The following is a 21942-nucleotide window of genomic DNA, read 5'->3' as shown; positions in this document are numbered from 1 at the left end:
GGGCCGCCGTCGGCCTTTAGTTGGGCGGGGAGTCTTGTCAGTGGTGCGCTTTACGGTGTGGGCATGCGGAGTGATCACGTGGAACTGAAGCCGGGGTTTGAGACCACCCGTGCCCAGCTGGCGAAGGTGTTTGGGGATGAGGAAGCGCAGGAGAGGGCATCCCAGCCGGGCATCGTCCCGATGCGGAAGCCGTACAAGAAGTTGTTCGTGTTCTCCGACCCGCACAAGAGCAAGGAGAACGGCTACAACTTCGACGGCTGGACCGAAGGCGATGAGCAGGGCCCTGTCTTCGACTACACAGGCACGGGGCCCAACGCGCATCAGGTCTTGTCAGGGCTGAACGGGACGCTCCTTAACCACCAGGAGCAGGGGCTTGAGCTGCACCTGTTCATCTCGGACGGCTACGTCAAGCCGGGCGGTGCGAAGAAGCAGCGCTACGTCGGCCAGATGGTCGTGGACGCCACGCACCCCTATGAGGAGCGATGGGACTATGACCCCAAGGACATGCTGCGGCGGGTCTACGTCTTCCGGCTGCGCCCGGTGGATACGGAACTGACGGACAGGCGGCCTGGCGACGCGGTGCAGCCGGCGAAGAAGACGGTGGTGTTGCCCATCCCGCCGCGGGAGAAGACTCTGCCGGCCGAGCCGGGTGCCAAGAGCAAGAAGACCGAGAAGCACAGCACCGGTCAGACCATCGCCAAGGTGTCCGTCGGGGAGCGCATCGTGAACCGTCGCGAAGGCCAGTTGTTCACGGCCTTCGAGGAGCACTTGGAGAAGGCCGGGCACACGTTCAGCAGCTTCCAGATCACGGTCGCGGGCGAGACCACTCGACTCACGCCGGATCTGTACGACGAGACCGACCACGTGCTGTACGAGGGGAAGGGGCTGACGAACCGGACCAACGTCCGCATGGCCATCGGCCAGTTGGCGGACTACAGGCGCCACTTGAGAAAGGCGGACACGCTGCGGGTCGCCGTCCTTCTGCCGAGCGAGCCCACACCCGACGTAAAGGCCCTCTTGGAGGCGGAAGGCGTTGCTCTGGTCTTCCAGACCGACGGCGGATTCGCGGGCTTCCCTCTCCCGTAGAGCCTTCCTTCTGGGCCGTACTAGCCGTGGAAGTGGTTGCGCTTGATCACGGCCTTGCGGATGTTCACGGTCGTGCCGCCCTGGTGGCCGCTCGTACTGAAGAGCTGCACGGCGATCCATCCGCCGAAGATGACGGCGGCCAGGATGATGAGTTGGGTGATGAGCGCGGTGAGCGCGGCGATGACTGAGGTGAGCAGGAGCAGCCCGCCGCATACGGCGAGGAAGCCGATGCCCCCGAGGGCGACGTTCACGGCCGTGCTGGAGACGGCCGGCTTGACCGTGACCGGTTCCGGGCGGGTGGGTTCGATGGCGTAGCCGGTGACGACGCGGCCGTCCGGGAGGACGATGCTCACCACCGCCGGAAGGGCGCCCGGCTGCACCGGAACGATCGGTGCCGGGGCGGGGACGGCGGGCGGGTACGGGGTGGGTTGGTGGACTTTCACGGCCCGCTGTACGGGCACGTGCGGGGCGTGGTCGGGGTACATGCGGAATCCCTTCCGGCGCGTGGCCAGGGAGGCACAGACACCCCCTTCGAGGTGCCGTGTGGAGGAGTGTTCGGGGGGTCTGACCTGCGCGCCTCCCTGACTCCCTGAACGATCACTCGTGCAGGTCAGGGCCAGGGAGACGGGTCAGGGAGGCGGTCAGGGAGTTCTCCCTGCCTCCCTGACCCGTCGGCGGCGCACTCCCTGTCATCCGGCGGCAGAAGCGGAACCATCTCCGTCGCGGTTGGCGAGAGCGCGGGCGATGCGGTCGCGGGCGACAACCATCACGCCGTCGGACTTGTAGGGCTCCGCGCCGGCGTCGTCCAGGACGCGCTTGAGGTCGATGAACGACCAACCGCCGTAAGCGTCCGGATTCCGCGTCGCGAGCCGCGCCAACACGTCCTTCGTCCGCACGCGGGGCGCGTCGCCGACGACGGCGGCAATGTCGGCAAGCGCATCGTGCTCTTCTTCTCGCTCGATGGCGTGCAGGGTGGTGACACCGTCGCGCAGGGCCTTCGCCCGGTCGGTGATGGCCTCGGCGGCGTCGTCGTCGATGTAGTGCGTGCGCACCGTGATGGACGACTGCCCGGCCGGGATGTCGATGCCGCTGGAAGCCAGCACCAGCGTTCCCTGGTCCAGGCCCGGACGCAGCAGGTTCGGAGCGGCGCCGCCGTCAACGGCCTTGTCCCCCAGAGCCATGCGGGCCTGGGACTCCGTACCGAGGGCGAGGGAGGCGCGGGTGTGGGCGCCCTCGCGGACCAGCTTGGGAAGGTTCTCGTTGGTCGGGTCCTGGGTGCCCTGCCACATCAGCACGTTCACGGCCCGCCCCTGGTTGTGGATTTTCCGGACGGCCATGAAGTACCGGGAGTTGGCCTTCGAGCCGCCGTAGGGGCGCTTTTCGGCGTCCTTGGCGGGGCACATGAACGCCACCTGCGCTTCGTCGACCAGCACGATCAGCGGCGGGAACACGGTGCCGGGCGGCGCCTGGATACGGCGGTTCATTTCGCTCACCGCGCCCTCGACCATTTCGGTCACCTGGATGACGTGCTCGTCCGTCGGCCCCTGGATCAGGGTCGTGGCGAGCCCGTCGAACATGTTCCAGTCGCCCACGCCCTTGAGGTCGCCCATGAGGAACTGCACCGACCTATCCAGCGCGAGCCACAGGGCCAGGGAGCGCAGGGCCACGGTCTTGCCCTGGTTGGACAGGCCCGTGATGAGCAGGTGGCGCTGATACAGGCTCAGCGCGGCAGCATCTCCGCGCAGGTCCTGGCCCCAGGGGGCGCGGCCCTTGGCGTAGTCGGCGGTCATCGACTCGTCGGTGACCAACGGGGACGGGCCGATCGGCTCATCCAGCGCCCCGGAGTCGGCCACCCACAGGCGGACCGTTCGGGCGGCCTGGGGGATGGTGATGAACACTTCGTGTTCGTGCCGGGTGAGGTTCTCGGCGAGCTTGCGGCGCTTGCCCTGCACCTCGTTGGTGGACACCCCGGAGGGGAGGGTGACGTCGACTTCCACGCCGCATCCGGCGATCCGGATCGGCCCCAGCATGCTCGCGCCGGCGTCGCCCATCTCCTTGATGGCTCGCGCCAGGGCAGGGACACCGAGATCACGCAGAGCCTTGACCACGATCGACGGCGTGATCGGCTCGCCCTCACCGTTGCGGACGTTGGCGGGCAGTGCCCAATTGGGGGCGGCGTGCTGCTTGCGGCCGACGGACCACAGGGCGAGCAGGGCCAGGAACGGGCCGACCGTGAGTGCCGGTCCCCATACGACCTGCACGATCCGGATCAGCAGGGCGATGAAGTCGATGGTTGCCGACAGCGGCGTGATGACGTCGGCGACGTGGCCGGTGTTGAGGGCCATGATGATGCCGAGGGCGACCAGGACACCGACGCTCATGCCTGCGCCGACGGCCACGCCTTTTGCGGCTTCCACGGGCGAGTGCAGGAGGTCCATGCGGCGGTGGTGGCGGGCGGCGCGGAAGCGTTGCAACCGCTCCTCCCACTCCTCGGCCGCTTCCAGGTTCCCTGCGGCTTCGGCGGCACGGATCATGCGCTCGTAGCGGGAGCCGGTGCGGCCGTCCCAGGCCCGGCGGGCCACGATCCGGCCGCCGTTGAGGGTGTAGAGGCTGTGCCGGGCCGCCGCCCGCACCGTGGCCCGGGTCGACTCGTGGGTGACGGCTGTCTTCACTGCACGCCCGGAGCGGACCCACAGCGGCACGGGCCGCGCGGGCGGGGCGTCGGGCACGACGGTGAGCACGGTGGGTGCGGTGTCGGTGGTGGGTGGGTCGGTGGGCTTGTGGAGGTGGACGACGTTCTCAGACATGCTGGAAGCGCTCCTGACTGCCCCACAAGGGGCCGGAGTTAGGGAGAGAGCCGGGGCGGCCGGGTCGTGGCAGGGACGGCCACCCCGGGCAGCAGAGACGGGCGGTGAGCGTCACGCGGCGGGCAGTGCGCCGGCGGGCGCGGTCACCACCAGCGGGACTTCTTGGGCACGAGGTGGGGGTGGCCGTTGACCATGTGGTCAACGCACTGCGGACAGTCCTCGCGGGGCCCGAGCTTGCGGTGAATGCTCCGGTCGTGGGCGTGCTGCCAGCACTGCGGGCACTCACCAGGAGGCGTGTCCTTCATGGTCACCACCACCCCGACGACTTCTTGGCCGCCTTGTCGCGGGCGGCCTCGGTGATGAGCCGCTGACGCTCGCCGTGCAGGGCGGTCAGCTCCGCGTTCAGCCGCATCTCGGCAGCGCTGCCGAGAGAGTCGATCTGTTCCTCAGCGCGGGCGGTGCTGCGGCCCCGGGCGGCGCGGTAGGAGCCGCCGGCCAGGGCGCGGGCCATGGCCCGGCGCTCGCTGCCGTTCATCGGCCACGACTCGCCCCGTCGGACCGCTTCCAGCTTCTTCGTGGTCGCCTGGATCTCGCGGTCCAGGCGGCGGATGTCGGAGTTGCCCATCTCAGGTGCTCCTCAGGGAATTCGATGAGGGGAGGCGGCCAGGCCGAGCCGCGTCACGCGGCGACGCGCTTCCATGCGGCCCGCAGGCGGACCTCGGAGGCGGAGTGGCCGGCAGCCCGAAAGCGGACGGCCATCTCGCGGTAGGACAGGGCGGGTGTCTCGCTGTACCGGATCTGGTCGACGAGCGCGTCGAGGGCTTCGTCGGTGAGGCCGGGTGCCGCCTCCGGGAGTGCGGGGACCGGCTCGGTGGGGCCCCAGACGGGCAGTTCCCAGCGGGGCGTGACGCCGGGTGTGACGGGGGCCGTCACGCTGGTCAGCGCTGGTCCGGTGTCCTCGCCGTCCCGTGCCGTCTTCAGCGTCGACCATGCCCGCGAGAGGCTGTGGGCGGTCTTTGCCTGGACGTGTGCGACGCGGGCGCCGGCGGCCGTCACGGCCGTCAGTCGCGTCTCCTCGGTGACCGCCTCGGCCCGCAGTCGGGCGCGGGCCACGGCTGCCTCGTCGCGGGCCTCTTGCTGGATGCCCCGGATCGCTCCGAGCGCGCCCGGGGTGAGCGCGGTGCGCTCCCACAGACTGTGCACCAGCCACAGGGCCTTAGCCGCGATCGGCAGCCATGCAACGGCCAGCCACGCGCCGGCGGATGCTTCGGCGGTCAGCGCGTGCGCCACCAGGACGCCGGCGGCCAGTAGACCGAAGCACCAGCCGACGGCGGTGACCGCGCGGTTGTGGTCGCCTTGGGCGGCCAGGCGGCGTTCGTAGGCGAGGGTGGCCAGCCATCCCCCGTCGATGCCGAGACCGACAACCAGGGCGATGACCCAGGGCACCGCGGTGCCGAGCCACATCACGACCACGGCCAGGGTCAGCACCATGGACACCGCCGTCATCGCGACGGCGGGCAGGACGGTCTTGGCTTTCATGCCGCGTCCCCCGTCCCGGCCTGGTTGGCCAGCTCACGGCGAGCGGCGAGTACCTTGCGCCGGGCCCGGCGGATGCGGCGGGCGTCCAGCTCGTTCGGCGTGCGGTCGAGCGTCATGATCTGGGCGTCCAGCAACTCGACCTCGGCGGAGATGACCGGCAACTCCCGCTCGATCCGGTCGAGCTCGGCGCCGGTTGGCTCCAGATCGATTGCCGTGGCGGTGAAGAGATCCTGGGTGGGGAGAATGAGCTTCATGGGTCGTGGTTCCTCTCGAAGTGACGGCCCAACAGCGGCTCCGGTGTTCCAGCACCGGAGCCGCGCCGTCGTGTGGGTGGTTCAGACGGTGGCGATGATGAGCGCGGCGACCAGTAGCCACAGGTGGTGGAAGGACTGGTCCAGCGCGTAGGCGCCGGTACCGAGGTGGGCGGCCGGACCGCCCTTGGCGGTGACGGGATGCGCGGGGTGGGTGGCGGTGCCGAGGCTGTAGAACTCGGCCTTGCCGGTGACCTTGGCCAGCCACGCCAGCGTGCTCCGACGGTCGGCCCACCAGTGCGTCACCGCATCCACGCCGATGCCGGCCACCAGTCCGACGGCGGAGAGGTTCAGACCCAGCAGGGCGGCGACGGGCAGCAATAACGCGAGCTTGGTAGCGGTCAGGGTGGCGACGTGCCGCGCGCCGGCCAGGCGGCCGACCCATCCGGGGCGACCCTTGTCTGCGGACTGGCAGGAGGTCTGCACCCAGTGATCACCCACGCTGTGAGCGACGTACAGGGCGACGAACACGACGGCGAAAGCAGTAGCGGACATCGAGGTCCCTTCGGAGATAGATCCGGACTGTCCGGCTCCCCTCAACCCCGCCCGTACGGCAGCGAGCCGGACGGGCGGAGGAGGCAGCCGGCCCGCCGCAACAGAGCGCAGCGGGAAGGCGTGGTGGTGTGTGTCTCCTTCAGGCCAGCAACTCCCGTACGAGGTAGAGCCGCTGTGCCTGGCGAAGGCGTATGGAGACATGACCTTTCGGTCTAAGCCCTCCGGTGAATGACAAGGCGCCGGGCCGCCTCCCCCCGTCCGCTGCGGGGCTCCTGGGTGGTTCACCTGGGCACAGGTGAAGGCGCCCAGGCAGCTAATGCGTGGTGTGGGTGCCCTCAGCCCGGGTTTGTTGTCCCGGGACTGCTGGGCACGCCATGAGATTGCCACGATGTCCCGGGACTGTCAACAGTCCCGGGACATCGCTATCCCGGGACTGTGGTTCACTAGCGGGGTTGAGAGAGGGGTACTACATGGCACCCAAGACGCCGCAATGGCGCGGACTCGCAGAACAGATCGCGCAGGAGATCGCGGCTGGCACCGCCGGGTATCGCCCGGGAGATCAGCTGCCCCAGATTCGGGAACTGGTCGCCCAAGGTCGGGGGTCAAAGACCACCATCCTCGCGGCGTACAAGGCCTTGGAGGCTGAGGGCTTGGTCAGCATGGTCCGAGGGCACGGGACGAAGGTCCGCGAACGCCCGCCGCACCAGATCCGCCGGCATCAAGAGCGCTACGTCTGGGAGAAGAAACTGGCGAGGCGGGCCGATGAAGTGCGCCGGAGCCAAGGGGTCATAGACAAGGACACCAGCCGGTCCCACGACGAGATCGAGACCCACGCGACGTTCAGCGCCATCCCCGCAGATGCAAACCTTGCCGAACGGTTCGGGGTGGATACCGGCACCCTGCTGCTGCACCGGCAGTACTGGCACAGCATCTCTGGGGATACGACCGCGCTGTCGCTGATCGACTCTTACCTGGTGCACGAGGTTGCTGCCCGAAACCCCGATCTGCTGGACAGCTCCAAGGAGCCGTGGCCCGGCGGTACACACCACCAACTGAGCACCATCGGGATTGAGATCGACCGCATCGACGACGGGGTCAGGACGCGTCTAGCCACCCAGGCCGAGGCTCGGAAGCTGGGCATCCCTGTTGGCAGCGCAGTGATCTTGCTAGACAAGACCAGCGTGTCTACCGATGGCGACGTCGTCGAGTACTCCCACGTGGTGCTTGCCGGCGAGCGGACGGAGCTTCAGTACTCCGTGCCGCTGGAGAGGTGGACCCAGTGACCCAGTTCGTGTCGATCGTGACGCCAGTGCACGACACAGCGTTGAGCTTCCTGCCTGAGGCGTTCGCCTCGCTCCGCGCACAGGAACTGCCGGACGGCTGGGAGTGGGAGTGGCTGGTCCAGGTCGACGGCGGCAGCCAGACCGACGTGCCCGTCGACATCCGCGAGGACTCTCGCGTCAAGGTGAGCGACAACAGGCGCGGCGGCCCTGGAGTGGCCCGGACCATGGCTTGGGGGCGCGGTCGGGGTGAGCTGGTGAAGGTTCTCGACGCCGACGACATCCTGCCCGCGGGCGCTCTCGCGCGAGATATCGAGGTCATGGAGGCAGACCCGTCCGTCGGCTGGACTGTCTGTCGGGTACTCGATCTCATGCCGGACGGTTCACTTCAGCACAATACGCTCGGCGACCCCGAACCCGGTCTGCTGGCCCGAGGTGACATGTATGCCTACTGGACAGCTACTCACCGACCCCAGGTTCACCCCGCCTCGCTCTGCGTGCGAGAAGGCCTGATCGCGGAAGCGGGTGGATGGATGGCCCTACCCGCGTCCGAGGACACCGCCCTCCTGATAGCCCTCGATGTGATGGCTGACGGCTGGTTCATCGGTGAGACCGGTCTCCACTACCGAAAACACCAGGGACAGACGACCGCCCACCCTGACCACCGCTCGGGTGCGGAGTGGGAAGCCCGGATGGCAGCGATCCGCAAGCATGCGGATGCGCTTGCGCTGCGGCACCTCAGAGGCTGAGAGTCAGGCCCGCGGTTAAGAAGACCTGACTCACGCGGCTTCGTCAGCCACAGCAGGCCCTGGCGGGAGCTTCCGGTAGGGAAACCGCGAGCGTCCGGAGAGCGGGCTGTCTAGTGTGAGGGGATGACCAGGAGGCCTGCGCGCGAAGCGATCGTAAGAGGGCTGGCCCGGGCGATCGCTCGCTTCGAAGAGATGGCCGAGTCCGAGATCATGAGTCTCGGAGACGCGGGTGCAGGCGGGAAGAAGAGACGGCGAAGCACCTTCTTCGACAAAAAGATTGCACGCAGTCGCGCACTAACTGCACTCCTCGACGAAGAGCTACCCGACGGTGATTCTTTAATTGCTGCAGCCATCACTGAGGGGGACTATTGGGAGAGGTCATCCCTTAGACCTGCTTTTGTCAACAGCCCTAAGGATGGCGCCGGGGATAGAAATCGACTTGCGAAGGTCGCATTGGGTCTGCGCCGCGATATGGAAAGTGCGAGCATTCTGGAATGCGTAGAAAGGGCTGTCGGTTGTGCATGTGGGCCGCAGATTCCTGACTGGGAATACGTAGGCGTGAATATCACGCCAGAAGACTCCGAATCCGCTGATATTGGCGGATGGCAAATTGCCGGGTTCGACTATGGGCGGGACCAGACCTTGCCCATCAACGGGGCGCCTGGAATGTCGGGAGACCTGAACTCGCCGGAAACCTACCACTCCGTGTTTGGCTACGGGTTGTTGCGGCGCCCGCTTAACGAATTCCCGGTGCCCACCGACGATGATGAGCCAAGAGTGCTGGTCTGGCCGCTACTAACGCTAAACATGGCCTTGGATCCTCCCGTACTTGCCGGGCCTCGCTACTGTGTGGAACCTGGCAGGGGTTCTGCGGCGCAGTACCCGGGGTGGGGCACTCCTTCTGAGGTATTTCGCTGGGGCTACGCATCAGAAGCCGGCATCGGGAATCGGGCGCTGGTAATTCCTGAGGCGATGCTTAAGGATGTTGCTGCGTTCTGCCGGGCGGCCCAGCGGCTAATCGATTTTCTTGATCCGCGCTCTAAAGAGCAGCTCGCGCGTGCTGCTGATCACTTCATGTTCGTGAAGTGTCACGTCCTCGGCAGCTCTTCGGTGCCCACCTTGCACTCTAGTGAAACGGCCTTCAGGCTGACAGCCGCACTGGAATGCCTCCTTGCCGGGGGGAGTGGGGGGCGTGTTGATTTGAGCAGAAAGGTGCAACAGCGGGCGTCCGTATTGGTAGGGCAGGATGATAGCGACCGACTGCGGGTAAGAGACGTTGTATCAGCCGGTTATTCAGCCCGATCGGCCTACGTTCACGGGGATAGGGAAAGGGCCTCGGACCTTCTAACTCTCAAGTCGATTACGAGAAGAGTTCTCGCTGCTTGGCTAGTGCAGAGTGCACACTGTCAACGCCAGTCGGGACGCTTCGGTGGAAAGTATGGGGTGGCCAATTTGCTCGACGACGCATTGCTCTCACGTCAAGTGTTCGATGCGCACGTCGCCGAGCCGCGTCGTAGGTTCCTTGGCGAAGTGGCGCCGTCGATCCCGTTTCCACTTTCTCGCTACCGATCGGACTACAGGTCAAGTGGGCCTCTACTGAACATTTTTGATTGACTCGCAGGTAAGCAATTAGTCGTCGCTGTGAGCGCCGCTTCAGCGACCTGAGGCCTGTAAACGCCAGGAAAAAAACCGCTCACAGGCCTACCAGGCATGGATAGGTCAGCACCTGATCCGACCTGTAGCCGTCGCCTACCGCAAGCTGGTACGGGCGCTCGCTCGCTGACTGTGGCGATGCAGCCTGCATTTGAACGCGGACGCGACTGAGGTGCGGTGGATGAGTGCCAGGAGTTGGGCCAGCTCGCGTGGCCGGCCCGTGGGCCTGCGCTCTCGATTGGCCTTAGACGCCACTTCATTTGGCGATACGGCGTGCGCTCAAGGACGGTGGGAGGCTTGGTTAAGGACCCCAGACGGCGGGGTGCCCAACGAGACGGGACAGTTGGCTCGTTGACGTGCGGGGGCCGCCGGTCGGCCCGTGCCAATGCCCAGTGGCTATGCAACGTGGAGCGTCCAGCCTCTGACCTGCTACGCCGAGCGCTCAGTTTTCGGTCTGTGCTGGGAAGAATCCGGAACGCTCCGATCCCTCCGTGCTGAAGGCGTACACCGCGGCGTAATCGCCCAAGTCACTGGGCGGGTCGCCGTTCTCCACCACGACGACCTGGCCCGGTACGTCGCTGAGTAGACCCTCATAGAAGTGCTCGACGACGTTGTGTGTGAGCTGAACGTCCTGCTCGTGTGGCTCCCGATAGGTGAGGACCGGTGAGTCGAGGACGACGAAGCCGGGGTGCGGCAGGTCGTGGGCGGCTGTGTATCTAGCAAGCGCGGTGGAGAACGCGGCGTGGATGACCGAGCGCATCCCTTTGCCGCGGCTGTGCCGGGGGCGGCCGTCGACGGTGATCTCTGCTGTGGTCTGGTTATACGCGACGCAATTGTCGCCAGGCACCTTCCAGGACCGCAGAATCTGCTGGACCATGCGTTCGAACTCCGCAAGGTCGGCTGAGGGGATGCCGTCTGGGCGGGCCAGCGGCGGTTCTTCTGGCGTGCTCGACTCCAGGTTGGCCTTCATGTCCTCGAGCCGCTGGATCTGGGCGTGGGCGGCGAGGTCCGCATGGATCCGGGAGCGGGTGGCCAGGAGTTCTTGGCTGTCGGCGTTCAGGGGGGTCAGGCGTTCGTCGAGATGCGTCAGGTCGCGACGCATGCCCTCTTCTTGGTCCTGGCTGGCGGCGTGTTCGCTGTCGAGGCCCGTCAGCTGGCCTTCGAGATCCTCGATCGTGGTGAGTAGATCGGTATGGAGTTCGGCGGTCTTGCGTGTCTCCGCAACGACGGCGGCCTGAAGCTGTGTGGTCTCGTGAAGGTGGTGACCAGCCTGCTGATGTTCGGGGGTGGCGCCGCAGAACACACACGTTCCTGTTCGGAAGTATCCGAGAAGAGTGCCGGCTTCGGCAACCATCTGCAGGCGGGCAAGGTCTGACTCATACTGCTCACGCAGCAGGTCGAAGCGGGCTAGCAGGGAGCGGACTTCACCGGCGCGGGTGCGGTTGTCGGTGGTCTGAGCGTCCAGAGCGCGCATGCGTCCCACGAGTGCCGACCGCCTGGCAGTCAGGTCTCCAGCAGCTGCGGATGCGCTAGCCAGTGCGGTTTCGAGACGGCCGAGTTGTTCCCGCAGCTCGGCTTCGTTTGCCTCGATGGTGAGGATGTCCCGGGTGTCTGCGATGACCTGGTCGAGGATGTCAATCTTTCCCTTGCCGACCTTCTTGTCGACGTCGCTCGCACCCTGCGGCCCCTCCGGTTCATCTGCACCGGTCAGCAGGTACTTGAAGGCCGACTTCTCGGCGGTGGTGCTGGTGTTTTGCCCGCTGGTGAGGACGGGTGAGCGGGGAGCGGCCATCTGTGTCTCGCTGATGAGGCAGAGGTGGGCCAGATGGCGGAAGCTGAGGGAAATCCGGTCGCCACGTTGGTTTTTCAGGAGGCTGCGGCCGTCGGCGCCGATGAGCATGAGCAGATAGCGGGAGAGATTGTTCTCGCTATTCGCGCTGTGCCTGACCCTGAGGGTCTTATCCGGGGGCGCGGTGGTGAGTGCACGAATGTCGCCACTGTGAATGTCGACCTTGTTGTCGTCGAGGGTGCGGGACAGGGTGACGGTCTGGCCGTCGGCCAGACGGAGGCCGAGCAGGATGCGGGTGTAGCCGTCGGCCTCCTGGATCTCTTTGAGTTTGCTCGCGCCGAGCATGTAGTCGATGCCTTCGACGATGAAGGACTTGCCTGTGTCCGAGGCACCGTAGATGACGGTCAGGTGCGACCCGAATTCCACAGAGGCTGGCGCTTTGCCGGGGCCGACGAAGGTGAGGTGAAGCAGGGTCAGGGCAGTCACTGGATCTCGTCCTCCCCATGGTTGGGGGCGCCGGCACGGGTGTGGTCGGTCCAGTCCTGGGTGATCTGCTTCATGCCGTCGCGGACGTCCGTTCCTTCATGCGTGTACGCCGAGGTCAGCCACTCCGCGCGTTCCTGGAGCTGGCCGAGGTAAGGGGCTTCGAGGACTTCGAGGAAGCTGGCGGCTTCGTCTGTCGCGCCGTAGAGGAAGCCGTCCTCGGTCGCGGTCATGTCGGCGAGACCCGCACGCAACAGCACGACGAGCCCCTGTTCGATGAGACGTCGCCGCATGCCCAACTCGCCCGGCCCGACAGGTAGTTCCGGGTGGAGACTGGCCGGCCCGCCGTCGAGATGGCCGCTGTGGAGCATGGCGTGATCGAGGTAGACGAGCTGCGCAACATCTAGCCGTCGCGGGAAGGTCTCGGCCAGCAGGACGAGGGCACGGATACCGACTTCAAGCGGGCTATTGAGAGGATTCACGGCGGTTGCTCTTCGCCGTCCCTCACCAGGCGGTTGTTCGCCTGACGGCGGCAGAAACCCGTCGGGCCAGGGACCTCGTTGACGGCGGCGAGGATTCATCGCGACTCCTATTTGCGCCAGGTCAGCTTTTTGTCGTTGGCAAGGTGGTGGCACAGGCCCTTGCGGTCGCGGACGGTGATGACCGGGGCAAGGATGTTGCCGGGGTTCGGCTGATGGTTCACGGCTGCGTCCAGTACTGCCGTCAGCCGCTCGTAGCCGAGGTCGTACTCGCGCTCCTCGGCCTGGATCACGGCCTCGAATAGGTCGGTCTCGACCGCCTCGTACGTCTCGACCGGGACGCTCTCACGGGCGAATACACGCAGCGACTCGGCGCTGTAAAAGGCTTCCCGCTGGCGTGCCAGGTGCTGCTGCGTCCGAGCATGATCTCGAGCCTCTTGGAGCGTCTGCAGCTGGAGGCCGTATTTCTCGTTGTAGGCCGCCAGGAGTTTCTGGACGTAGACCGCCTCGTCCGCGTGTGGTTCGGACGGAGGCCGCTCGACTGCCGGGCGGGGTCGGAGCGGTGTCGGGAAGCGCCGGGCATGATGCGGCGTGGTGCTATGCAGCTCAACGATCCAGTCGATGTCCCGGGCCTCGAACATCGAGAAGTCTGTTGCGTGGGCGAGCACCTCGACCGCCGTACGGATGCCCGCATCCAGGTCCGAGCCGAGCTTGGAGTCCGCCTTGTTCCAGGCCTTGAAGAACTCTTCCTTCAGCGTCGCCGGATTGGCCAGGTAGCGGGTCAGATAGGAGCCGATCTTCGGCGCCACGAAGACATAGCGGGTCGGCAGCTCGTACACCCTGAGTACCTTCGCAACGAAGATCTTGACCATCTCCGGCCATGCATCCGCCGGCCGGAGCGGGTCTTCGTAGTGCTTGCACTGATAACAATGCCACTCACCGGCCGTGCCCTGCCGAGTCAGGCAGGCAGCGACGTCCGCACCCCGGTCTCCGGCCCCACCCATGCGCGTCACCAGTACGTACGGGTGTCCCAGTGCGCGGACCCACTCGACAGTGAAGTCTTCCCACTGCTCATCCGAGTAGGTGTACAGGTACTGCTTCGCGTTGAGCAGCGGGGCGCCCTGCATAGCCGGAGCCAGCAGGACAAGGGAGGGCGAGCTCGGTACGGGGATGCCCTCGAAGACCGGCCCGTTCTCCTCGCCAGCCGCTTCCCCCGCCTCAGCCATATCCCCCCCACAGCGTGACGTAACGCTAGATCAACCCTACGTAGTCATACCATCCGGCCCGCCCGCGACGGAATGCGTCTCGGCAGGCTTCCTTCGGCGAAGGGTAGCGATACGGAGCGACCTTCAGCTGCTCGGCGGACGGCTTGAGGGGTCTGCCGTAGCGCACATCCCGCCGTTGCCCTTCCTCGGAGGGCTTTAGCGCATGACCAGAGAGCGGGGCCACCACTTCGGTGGCCGGATGAGTGAATCTCGTCCGCCCGCGCCCTGCCGCAACACGGAAATCGAACCGGGCTGCAGTCGCTCAATGAGCGGCTTCCCTGGTCGGCCGACCAGGGGCCCGGCAGGTTCTTGCCGTTTGCTCGGCTTGACGGCAGAAGGTGACGGCAACGGGGACGCACGTCAATGACTCTGACGACCCGTCCGCGCACATCGCATGCCGTACGGGGCACCGCGCCCCTCTCTCCAGGAGGGGCGCGTACGAACTTGTAAAGCGAAGGTCGTCGGTTCGAATCCGACAGGGGGCTCTTTTCAGGGACGCTGTGACCTGCGGTTTCTTTCGTGGGGGCGTTTCGTTCGGCCCCGGGCTTCTTGTCCGGGGCCGATTGTTTGTGGGGTGTGTTGTGGGGAGCCGGCGGCGTTGGGTCGGTCGGCTCGCGGTGTGGCCGTGGGTGCTGCGGTGTTTTTTGTCGGGTTTGTGTGTCGTGTGTGTCGGGGTGGGCCCGGCTGTTTCCTTGATTGGCTCCCCGGCGGGGTCATGTGGTCGTGGTGGCTCGTTGGGTGCGGCGGCGGTGGAGGGTTGCCAGGGCGATGTCTGCGGCCAGGAAGGTGAGCAGGGGGATGCCCAGCAGGGGGAGGAAGTAGCAGATCGCCGCTGCGAGGAGGAGCGAGGGCGCGAGTATGTGCAGTGGGATGCGGCGCCATGCTCCTCGGGCAGGGGGCCGGCCCACGCCTCGGCGGTCGGTGCGGGTGGGGCGGCGTAGCCACCACATCCGGTAGCCCCAGATGATCACGCAGATCAGCGCGATCATCAGGATGGCCAGGGCGATCTGGTTGGTGAGGCCGAACAGCAGGCCCATGTGGGCGTCGATTCCCCAGCGGCTCAACTTGGCGGCCAGTGGCCAGTCCTGGAAACGCACCACGTCCGTCACGGAGCCCGTGGTGGCGTCGACGGCCACCGCGTCCTGCTTCTCGGGCCACGTATTGCGGATCTGCTTCACCGTATAGGCGGCGCCGGGATTCGCCGGGTACGTGATCTCGACCGGGTCGGAGAGCCCTTCGCCACGGGCCGCCTTCAGCGCTCGGTCGACTCCGACGTCCGCCTTGGGCATCGAGTGGGCGCCGTGGTCTGTGGCTCCCTGGTGATGTGCCGATGCCTCGCCGGACACGGCCGGGGTCTCCCAGGACAGCGCTGCCCGCAGGTCGGTGACGTTCTGTCCGGCGTACTGCGACCACGTCAGGCCGGTTGCGGAGAGGAAGAAGAAGCCCAGGGCGGCCCAGATGCCGACCGCGCCGTGCCAGGACATGGTTCGCCGGCGGCCGGTCGCGGCCTGCTCGGGCAGCAGCGTCCGTCGCAGGCGGTTGGCCGTGCGGCGGCGGCCGATCCACAGGGCGACTCCGCCGGCCGTCACCACCCACAGCCAGCTGGCGGCGAGTTCGCTGTAGATCCGTCCGGCGTCCCCGAGCAGGAGGCTGCCGTGCAGCTGGTCGATCCAGGTGCGCAGGGGCAGCGCGCCGGAGCTGCCGTAGCTGTCCAGGGCGCCGCGCACCGTGCCGGTGTAGGGGTCGACGAACACCGCCAGCCGGTGGCTCTCCTCCAGGCCGGGTACATCGAGCAGTACGCGGGTGGTGGCATCCGGTTCGGCACCGGGACGGACGGCGTTGACCGTGCCCTCGGGGTGCGCGGAGCGTGCCGCGGCGACCTGCTCGGTCAACGGCAGCCGGTGGTCGCCCACGGGGACGCGCAGCTCGTGTGCGTAGACGATCTTCTCCGCCTGGAAGGAACCCGCGTACAGCAGGCCGGTCACGGCGGCGATGAGGAGGAACGGCGCGATGAGGATGCCCGCGTAGAAGTGCAGGCGGAGCAGCAGTGGGCGCAGTGCCGGCCACCCTCTCGGTGAGGGACTGGTGGGTTGGGGCGCGCGAGGGCGAGAGGGGTCCGCTTCTGTGGCGTCCGTTGCTCTCTCCGGGGCGCTGTCCCGTGCGCGATCCGCTACGCCGTCCGGGGCGGGATCCGCTGTGTCGTCCTGGGCGATCCCGGCCGACTCGCTGTTGCTCGACATCCTTCTCCTCCGCGGCGTGGGCCGGCACCACCCAGCCATCACCTCAGTCGTCGGCGAGTTGGGCGTACGAGTTCCCCGCGTGCGGTGTGTTCCACGTCACGCGAAGGCGGCTGCGTGGTCATCGTGACGGGGCTCGCGTCGCCATGCGGTACCCGCGCCACGGCGGCTCGACGAATTCGCTCAAGGATTGAGCACCTTCCGCACTCCGGGGTCGGAGGGAGCGAGCGGGGTGCAAGCTGGCCCCGACATGGAATCCGGATGCGTTCTCAGGGGCTTACGGGCCGTGGTGTTCGCCACCGTCTGTGTGCTGCTCACGGCTCTTGGACACGTGCGGTCGTCCGGTTCGCCACTGCCGTGGCACGTCGTGGTCGCGGCCGTCGCGGGGGCTGCCGCCGGCGCGTGGTGCTTCGCCGGGCGTGAGCGCGGGGCGGTCGTGGTGGGGTTGCTGACCGCCGGCACCCAGGCGCTGTTGCACACGGCGTTCGCTCTCGGCCAGATGGCATACGGCGGCGGCCCCGTTCGTACCCCGATGCACGGCATGCCCGAGTCGCCGCATGAGGGCATGCAGGGCGACGGGCACTCGATGATCGCGGCGCATGTGCTGGTCGCGGCGGTGAGCGCCTGGTGGATGTGGGGCGGGGAACAGGCGGTCTTCCGGGTCGTACGGACCGTGTCCCTGTTCCTCTTCCGGCGGCTTCTGACGGTGCGGCGCCCCGTACTTCCGGCAGTTCGGCACGCTGCCCGGGTGCCGGAGCAGCGGCCGCGCAGGGTCATGCGTGAGTGGCTGCTGGCGTATGTGGTGTCGCTGCGTGGTCCTCCGCGGGCTCCGGCTGTCCGCTGACATCAGCTGATACCGGGTGCGGCCGTCGTGACGTGGCAGTCGCGGCGACGGTGCCCGGACCCGGCCCCGCCGGTCCGTCCGTAGTCACGGCGACCGGATCACGCGAAGGACTCCAGATGATGACGCCTGTCCGGACGTTGGCATCCCAGGTGCCCACGGTCGATCTCGTTCCATCCACCCGAGCCGCCACGTCGCAGACCCGAGCCGCCACGTCGCACACCCGAGCCACCACGCCGCACACCCCTGCGCCGACCGAGGGCCGCGGATCAAGCGTCAGGCCGACCCGTATCGGTCGAGGGCCTTTCGGTGCGGCCCGCGCGCCTCAGCCGTTCCAGCAGAGCGCCGGTGGGTTCGCTTTCAGGCTGCGCCACGTCCTGAAAGAGGGAGCGCAGCCGTCGGGCCTTGCGGTCCCAGCGGCTGCATTCGACGCACCCCGCGAGGTGCTCGCGGACCGCCTGGTCGGTGACGCCCTCCGGCAGGCACTCGCCGTCGAGGCGCGCGGAGAGCGCGGTGCGGGAAACGGAGCAGTGCATCGGCCCATTCTCACCGAGCCGCACGGTGACCGGCGAGGGGAGGCCGCACATGCGTGAGGCCGAGGACGCGCTGGTGACCCGGTGGGCGCTGGCAGCCCGAACGGGCGACGAGGAGGCCGTCGAGAAGTTCGTGCGGGGCACCCGGCGTCATGTGCTGCGCTACGTGACGCATTTGAGCCGTGATGCCCAGGCCGCGGACGACCTGGTGCAGGACACCTACCTGCGTGCCCTGCGCAGCCTGCCCGGATTCGAAGGCCGGTCCTCGGCCCGTACCTGGCTGCTGGCCATCGCACGGCGCACGGTCGCCGACCGGATCCGTGCGAACAAGGCGCGGCCGCGGGTCGCCGGGCTCGCCGACTGGCAGGTCGTGGCGGAGCAGGTACAGCGTGAGAGCGGTCCGGGATTCGACGAGGGGGTAGCCCTGGCCGATCTGCTCTCCGCCCTGGCACCGTCCCGGCGGGAGGCGTTCGTGCTCACCCAGCTGATCGGACTGCCGTATGCGGAGGCGGCCGCCGTCGTCGGCTGTCCTGTCGGCACGGTCCGCTCCCGAGTCGCCCGGGCCCGGGAGACGCTTGTCGCGCTGCTCGACGCCGCTGACGGTGATCCGGCGTGCGGGGACGCTGCGGAGAACGGGCGCGAGCACGGGAGCGGGAACGGGCACGAACACGTGATCCCGGCGGGGGCCTTGGGGCGGGAGTTGAGGACGTCCGCGTCCCTGGCGTGACTCCGGTCCCTGGCGTGACTCCGTAGGGGAGCGAGGCGCCGTGACCCTGCCGGACACCCGTACACGTCGTGACGCGTGCGGGTGTCCGGCACCGCGCGGATGCCGCGGCCCTGCCCCTGCCGGCCCGCCGACCCACCCGGCCAGGGCTCTTGAACCGAATGGCACGATGTCCCGCATGACCACCGGGCCCGCCGCACGCGCCGCACGCGCCGCGATCTTCGCGGCCGTCTGCGTGGCGACAGCGGCCCTGGGACACGCGTTGATGTCCGCGGCGCCCCTGCCCTGGTGGGCCCTCGCCGCGGCCCTCTGCGCGACGAGCGGGGCGGCGTGGTGGCTGGCCGGACGGGAACGCGGTCCGCTGGTCATCATCGGTTCCACCGTCATCGCGCAGCTCGGTCTGCACTCCCTGTTCAGCCTGGCGCAGACCCCTCCCGTTGGGCAGGCAGGTCCCGCATCGTCCGCGGCCGGGTGGACGGCACAGTTCCTGTGCGGGACGTCAGGAGCCGCTCCCACGTCCGCCTCGCAGGAGGCAGTGATCCGGCTGCTGCACCACGCCGGACTCGGACCTGCGAGTGCGCACATGCCTCCCCCGGCGTCCGCGGGCGGCATGCACGGCATGGAACACACGGCTCACGCTGGGCAGATGGCTCATACGGGGCACATGGCTCCCGCTGGCCACATGGATCACATGGCGGCCGTGTCCGGCGCCATGGATCACCTGCCGATGCCGCATGCGGGCCACAGCTCCATGGGAATGTGGCTGGCCCACGCACTGGCTGCGGTGTTGTGCGGACTGTGGCTGTGGCGCGGCGAGGCGGCGGGATTCCGGCTCGGACGCAGCCTGGCGGCATCGCTGTTCACCCCCTTGCTCCTGGTGCTGACGACGCTGCGGTGGGCCGGTCGTACGCCGCCTGCCGCGCCGGTGACCAGCCCGACCGCGGTGCGCCTGCGCGGCGTGCTGTTCCCGCACGTCCTCTCACGAAGGGGCCCACCCGCGCTCTCGATGTGCGGCTGACCACGCGTCGCCGGTGAGCTCCGGTCGTAGGGAGCGTTGCCGCGCCGACGGGTGGCGTACCGGTGTGCCCGCGCGGCCGTCCTGAGCGGCCTCCCGCGCTCCCGCACGCCCGGCCCCTGACCATGTGGTGCTCTCCCGGACCCCCGGCCCCCGGGCCGGTGGACGCAGAGCACCGCTCGCCGGCGGAGCCGTGCCGCGCCATGGCACAGCCCCGCACGTCACCGAGAGACCCTTTGCGATGACTCCTGTCCTACCCGCTGTCCTACCCGCGACGACCCGTGGCGCGCGGTCCACCGCGGACGACGAGCGCGTGACCGCCTTCGCCCTGGCGGCGCGAGACGGAGACCCCGACGCCGTCGACCGCTTCGTCCGCGCCACTCACCAAGACGTGTGGCGGTTCGTGGCGCACCTGAGCAACGACCTCAACGGAGCCGATGACCTGACCCAGGAGACGTTCCTGCGGGCCCTCACCGGCCTGCCGGGGTTCGCCGCCCGCTCGTCGGCACGCACCTGGTTGCTGTCCATCGCCCGCCGGGTGGTCATCGACCGCTACCGGGCGGCCGCCGCCCGCCCGCGCATCACCGATGTCGGGGACTGGCAAACCGTGGCCGAGCACACCCAGCCACGCGAGTTGCCGGGGTTCGACGAGGGACTGGCGATGGGCGAGTTGCTCGAGGCGCTGGACTGCGAGCGCCGTGAAGCGTTCGTGCTCACGCAGTTGGTCGGCCTGCCGTACGCGGATGCCGCAGCGGTGGTGGGCTGTCCTATCGGTACGGTGCGCTCGCGCGTCGCCCGCGCACGCGCGGACCTCATCACCTGGCTGGAGACCGCGGAGCGCGCAGCCACCGCCTCCCGTGGCGTGGCCGCCCAGCGAGTCCGGTCGAGTGGAACGAGCGCGGTGCGGGTGGAGTTGACCCCGCACGGTGCTCGTTCCACCGCGGGATTGAACGAGTCCTCCGGCCACGGATTCGGCTGACCGGAGACGTACTCTTCTCGCAAGGCAAGCGCCCTACTGCTCGCTTGATCGCGGCTGCAACCGGGTCGGCGCGGAGGCGAGTTGGTTGCGTCGGGCGCCGGGGGGCATGGCATGAGCCGAAGACGGTATGTGGCCAGAGGGGTTCCGGGCGGATATCGCATCTGGGACAACAAGGGGCGCCGTTGGTGGGGCGACCACTACGAACTGTGTCCTGATGATCTCCTCGTGGAGCTGAACGGTGCCGCCGACCACGTGAAGATCACGGCTCTCCTCAAGCGGTACAGGTCCCTGAAGCGCTGACCGCCGTGCCGGGGCGTGCCCTGTGGGTCGGAGTCGAGCGGGCAGTGCGGGTGAGCCGGCTGGTGATGGCGGGACCTTCCAGGGGCTTCGCCGAGGGCGCGTCGCTGTGGAATGTGCCGTCGGCATGTGTGCCTCACAGAGGTGCGCGCGGGCGCCGGGAAGAGGGCCGGGACGCGCCCGTTCCCGCACGGACGGCGGGGCTGTCGGCGGCGTAAATTCGCCGGCATGGTGACTTCGATGACGCACGAGGACTACGAGCGACGCATGGAGCGAGCGGGGCAGGCGGCCGCCAATGCCGGGCTGGCCGGACTCGTCGTGACCCCTGGGCCGGACCTGGAGTGGCTGTGCGGCTACCGGCCGCCGGCCGCCACCGAGCGGCTGACCGCGCTGGTCCTCCAGCCCGGGCAGCGGCCGCGGTTGCTGGTTCCCGCGCTGGAGCTGACCGACGCGAAGCGGTCCGATGGCGCCAAGGCGATGCGGATCTCCGGGTGGCGCGACGGTGCGAACCCGTACGCGGAGGTCGCCAAGTGGATGGACGGCGACAGCCGTTACGGGGTGTCGGACTCGACCTGGGCGATGCACCTGCTGGGTCTTCAGCGCTCGCTGCCGGGGAGCGCGTACGGCGCCCTGACCGAGGTTCTGCCGATGCTGCGCGCCGTCAAGGACGCCCATGAAGTGGAGCGTCTCGCGGCGGCCGGTGCGGCGGCGGACGCCACGTACGAGAAGATCCTGGGCTTTCCGTTCGGGGGCCGCCGGGAGCGCGAGGTGGCGATGGATCTCGCGCGGCTGCTGACCGAGCACGGGCACAGCCAGGTGGACTTCACGGTGGTGGGGTCCGGGCCCAATGGCGCCGACCCGCACCACGAGGCGGGGGAGCGGGTGATCGAGGACGGGGACATGGTGGTGCTCGACTTCGGCGGCCTGAAGGACGGCTACGGGTCGGACACGACGCGGACCGTGCATGTCGGGGAGCCGAATGCCGAGGAGCGCAAGGTGCACGACATCGTGCGGGAGGCGCAGCAGGCGGCGTTCGAGGCGGTACGGCCCGGGGTGGCGTGTCAGGAGATCGACCGGGTGGCCAGGAAGGTGATCAAGGCGGCCGGATACGGCGAGTACTTCATCCACCGGACCGGGCACGGCATCGGGGTGACCACCCACGAGCCGCCGTACATGGTCGAGGGGGAGCATCTGCCGCTGGTTCCGGGAATGTGCTTCTCGATCGAACCGGGGATCTATCTTCCGGGGCGGTTCGGGGTGCGGATCGAGGACATCGTGACGTGTACGCAGACGGGCGGACGCCGGCTGAACGACACGGCGCGGGAGATGGCGGTGGTGGGGTAGGGCCCGGCGGGGTGAGCGCCCGATCGCGGCGGGGGG

General features: G+C 68.2%; 22 protein-coding genes. 10 read left to right on the top strand and 12 right to left on the bottom strand.

Translation table 11 applies throughout. The annotated features are described in order from the left end of the window. The first annotated feature begins 63 nt into the window (after window positions 1–63). Complete coding sequence (locus tag ACGFZW_RS21755) at window positions 64–1086, top strand: hypothetical protein (RefSeq protein WP_393894809.1); 1023 nt, start codon at window positions 64–66, stop codon at window positions 1084–1086. A 20-nt stretch (window positions 1087–1106) separates the two neighbouring features. Here the strand turns inward: ACGFZW_RS21755 and ACGFZW_RS21750 are convergent, their stop codons facing one another. The 7 genes from ACGFZW_RS21750 to ACGFZW_RS21720 form a co-directional block, all read right to left on the bottom strand. Then, window positions 1107–1571, bottom strand: a complete 465-nt coding sequence (locus ACGFZW_RS21750) for a hypothetical protein (RefSeq protein ID WP_393894808.1) — start codon at window positions 1569–1571, stop codon at window positions 1107–1109. A gap of 204 nt (window positions 1572–1775) precedes the next feature. After that, window positions 1776–3893, bottom strand: coding sequence for an FtsK/SpoIIIE domain-containing protein (locus tag ACGFZW_RS21745; RefSeq protein WP_393894807.1), 2118 nt, complete (start codon window positions 3891–3893; stop codon window positions 1776–1778). A gap of 143 nt (window positions 3894–4036) precedes the next feature. After that, a complete protein-coding gene (locus tag ACGFZW_RS21740) occupies window positions 4037–4198 on the bottom strand; it encodes a pRL2-8 (RefSeq protein WP_393894806.1) in 162 nt (53 codons plus the stop codon). A gap of 2 nt (window positions 4199–4200) precedes the next feature. Then, entirely contained in the window at window positions 4201–4518 is a 318-nt protein-coding gene (locus ACGFZW_RS21735; protein ID WP_393894805.1) for a hypothetical protein, read from the bottom strand. Window positions 4519–4571: 53 nt separating this feature from the next. After that, entirely contained in the window at window positions 4572–5432 is an 861-nt protein-coding gene (locus tag ACGFZW_RS21730; RefSeq protein ID WP_393894804.1) for a protein spdB, read from the bottom strand. Next, entirely contained in the window at window positions 5429–5686 is a 258-nt protein-coding gene (locus ACGFZW_RS21725; RefSeq protein WP_393894803.1) for a DUF6284 family protein, read from the bottom strand. The genes ACGFZW_RS21730 and ACGFZW_RS21725 overlap by 4 nt, the downstream gene beginning before the upstream one ends. 81 nt (window positions 5687–5767) lie before the next feature. Continuing rightward, complete coding sequence (locus ACGFZW_RS21720) at window positions 5768–6238, bottom strand: transcriptional regulator (RefSeq protein ID WP_393894802.1); 471 nt, start codon at window positions 6236–6238, stop codon at window positions 5768–5770. 470 nt (window positions 6239–6708) lie between these two features. Here ACGFZW_RS21720 and ACGFZW_RS21715 point away from each other — a divergent pair, with 470 nt between their 5' ends. The 3 genes from ACGFZW_RS21715 (at window position 6709) to ACGFZW_RS21705 (ending at window position 9881) form a co-directional block, all read left to right on the top strand. Further along, window positions 6709–7521 carry a GntR family transcriptional regulator gene (locus ACGFZW_RS21715; protein ID WP_393894801.1) on the top strand — a complete coding sequence of 271 codons (813 nt, stop codon included), beginning with the start codon at window positions 6709–6711 and terminating at the stop codon, window positions 7519–7521. Next, complete coding sequence (locus ACGFZW_RS21710) at window positions 7518–8267, top strand: glycosyltransferase family 2 protein (protein ID WP_393894800.1); 750 nt, start codon at window positions 7518–7520, stop codon at window positions 8265–8267. Before ACGFZW_RS21715 ends, ACGFZW_RS21710 begins: the two co-directional genes overlap by 4 nt. Before the next feature lie 123 nt (window positions 8268–8390). Continuing rightward, window positions 8391–9881, top strand: coding sequence for a hypothetical protein (locus tag ACGFZW_RS21705; protein ID WP_393894799.1), 1491 nt, complete (start codon window positions 8391–8393; stop codon window positions 9879–9881). Window positions 9882–10362: 481 nt separating this feature from the next. On the opposite strand, the gene ACGFZW_RS21700 is transcribed toward ACGFZW_RS21705, so the two are convergent. The 4 genes from ACGFZW_RS21700 to ACGFZW_RS21685 form a co-directional block, all read right to left on the bottom strand. After that, complete coding sequence (locus tag ACGFZW_RS21700) at window positions 10363–12195, bottom strand: hypothetical protein (protein WP_393894798.1); 1833 nt, start codon at window positions 12193–12195, stop codon at window positions 10363–10365. Further along, window positions 12192–12674 (bottom strand): ABC-three component system middle component 2, encoded by a 483-nt coding sequence (locus tag ACGFZW_RS21695; RefSeq protein ID WP_393894797.1) that lies wholly within the window; start codon window positions 12672–12674, stop codon window positions 12192–12194. The genes ACGFZW_RS21700 and ACGFZW_RS21695 overlap by 4 nt, the downstream gene beginning before the upstream one ends. 107 nt (window positions 12675–12781) lie before the next feature. Then, a complete protein-coding gene (locus ACGFZW_RS21690; RefSeq protein WP_393894796.1) occupies window positions 12782–13897 on the bottom strand; it encodes an ABC-three component system protein in 1116 nt (371 codons plus the stop codon). A 752-nt stretch (window positions 13898–14649) separates the two neighbouring features. Beyond that, a complete protein-coding gene (locus ACGFZW_RS21685; RefSeq protein WP_393894795.1) occupies window positions 14650–16176 on the bottom strand; it encodes a PepSY-associated TM helix domain-containing protein in 1527 nt (508 codons plus the stop codon). A gap of 283 nt (window positions 16177–16459) precedes the next feature. On the opposite strand from ACGFZW_RS21685, the gene ACGFZW_RS21680 reads away from it, so the two are divergent. Next, window positions 16460–17017, top strand: coding sequence for a PE-PGRS family protein (locus ACGFZW_RS21680; protein ID WP_393894794.1), 558 nt, complete (start codon window positions 16460–16462; stop codon window positions 17015–17017). 266 nt (window positions 17018–17283) lie between these two features. On the opposite strand, the gene ACGFZW_RS21675 is transcribed toward ACGFZW_RS21680, so the two are convergent. Next, complete coding sequence (locus ACGFZW_RS21675; protein WP_393894793.1) at window positions 17284–17550, bottom strand: zf-HC2 domain-containing protein; 267 nt, start codon at window positions 17548–17550, stop codon at window positions 17284–17286. Window positions 17551–17599: 49 nt separating this feature from the next. Here ACGFZW_RS21675 and ACGFZW_RS21670 point away from each other — a divergent pair, with 49 nt between their 5' ends. From ACGFZW_RS21670 to ACGFZW_RS21650, 5 genes are all read left to right on the top strand, one after another. Continuing rightward, window positions 17600–18274 carry a sigma-70 family RNA polymerase sigma factor gene (locus ACGFZW_RS21670; protein ID WP_393894792.1) on the top strand — a complete coding sequence of 225 codons (675 nt, stop codon included), beginning with the start codon at window positions 17600–17602 and terminating at the stop codon, window positions 18272–18274. 175 nt (window positions 18275–18449) lie between these two features. Then, window positions 18450–19289, top strand: coding sequence for a hypothetical protein (locus tag ACGFZW_RS21665; RefSeq protein WP_393894791.1), 840 nt, complete (start codon window positions 18450–18452; stop codon window positions 19287–19289). A gap of 238 nt (window positions 19290–19527) precedes the next feature. Then, window positions 19528–20265 (top strand): sigma-70 family RNA polymerase sigma factor, encoded by a 738-nt coding sequence (locus tag ACGFZW_RS21660; protein WP_393894790.1) that lies wholly within the window; start codon window positions 19528–19530, stop codon window positions 20263–20265. 111 nt (window positions 20266–20376) lie between these two features. Next, entirely contained in the window at window positions 20377–20565 is a 189-nt protein-coding gene (locus ACGFZW_RS21655) for a hypothetical protein (protein ID WP_393894789.1), read from the top strand. 237 nt (window positions 20566–20802) lie between these two features. Beyond that, the gene (locus ACGFZW_RS21650; RefSeq protein ID WP_393894914.1) at window positions 20803–21906 is read left to right on the top strand and encodes an aminopeptidase P family protein; all 1104 of its coding nucleotides are present in this window, start codon (window positions 20803–20805) and stop codon (window positions 21904–21906) included. Window positions 21907–21942: the final 36 nt, after the last annotated feature.

Origin of the sequence: Streptomyces sp. NPDC048248 (assembly GCF_043201875.1) — a bacterium.
GTDB lineage: Bacteria > Actinomycetota > Actinomycetes > Streptomycetales > Streptomycetaceae > Streptomyces.
This window is presented reverse-complemented; position numbering and strand designations above follow the sequence as displayed.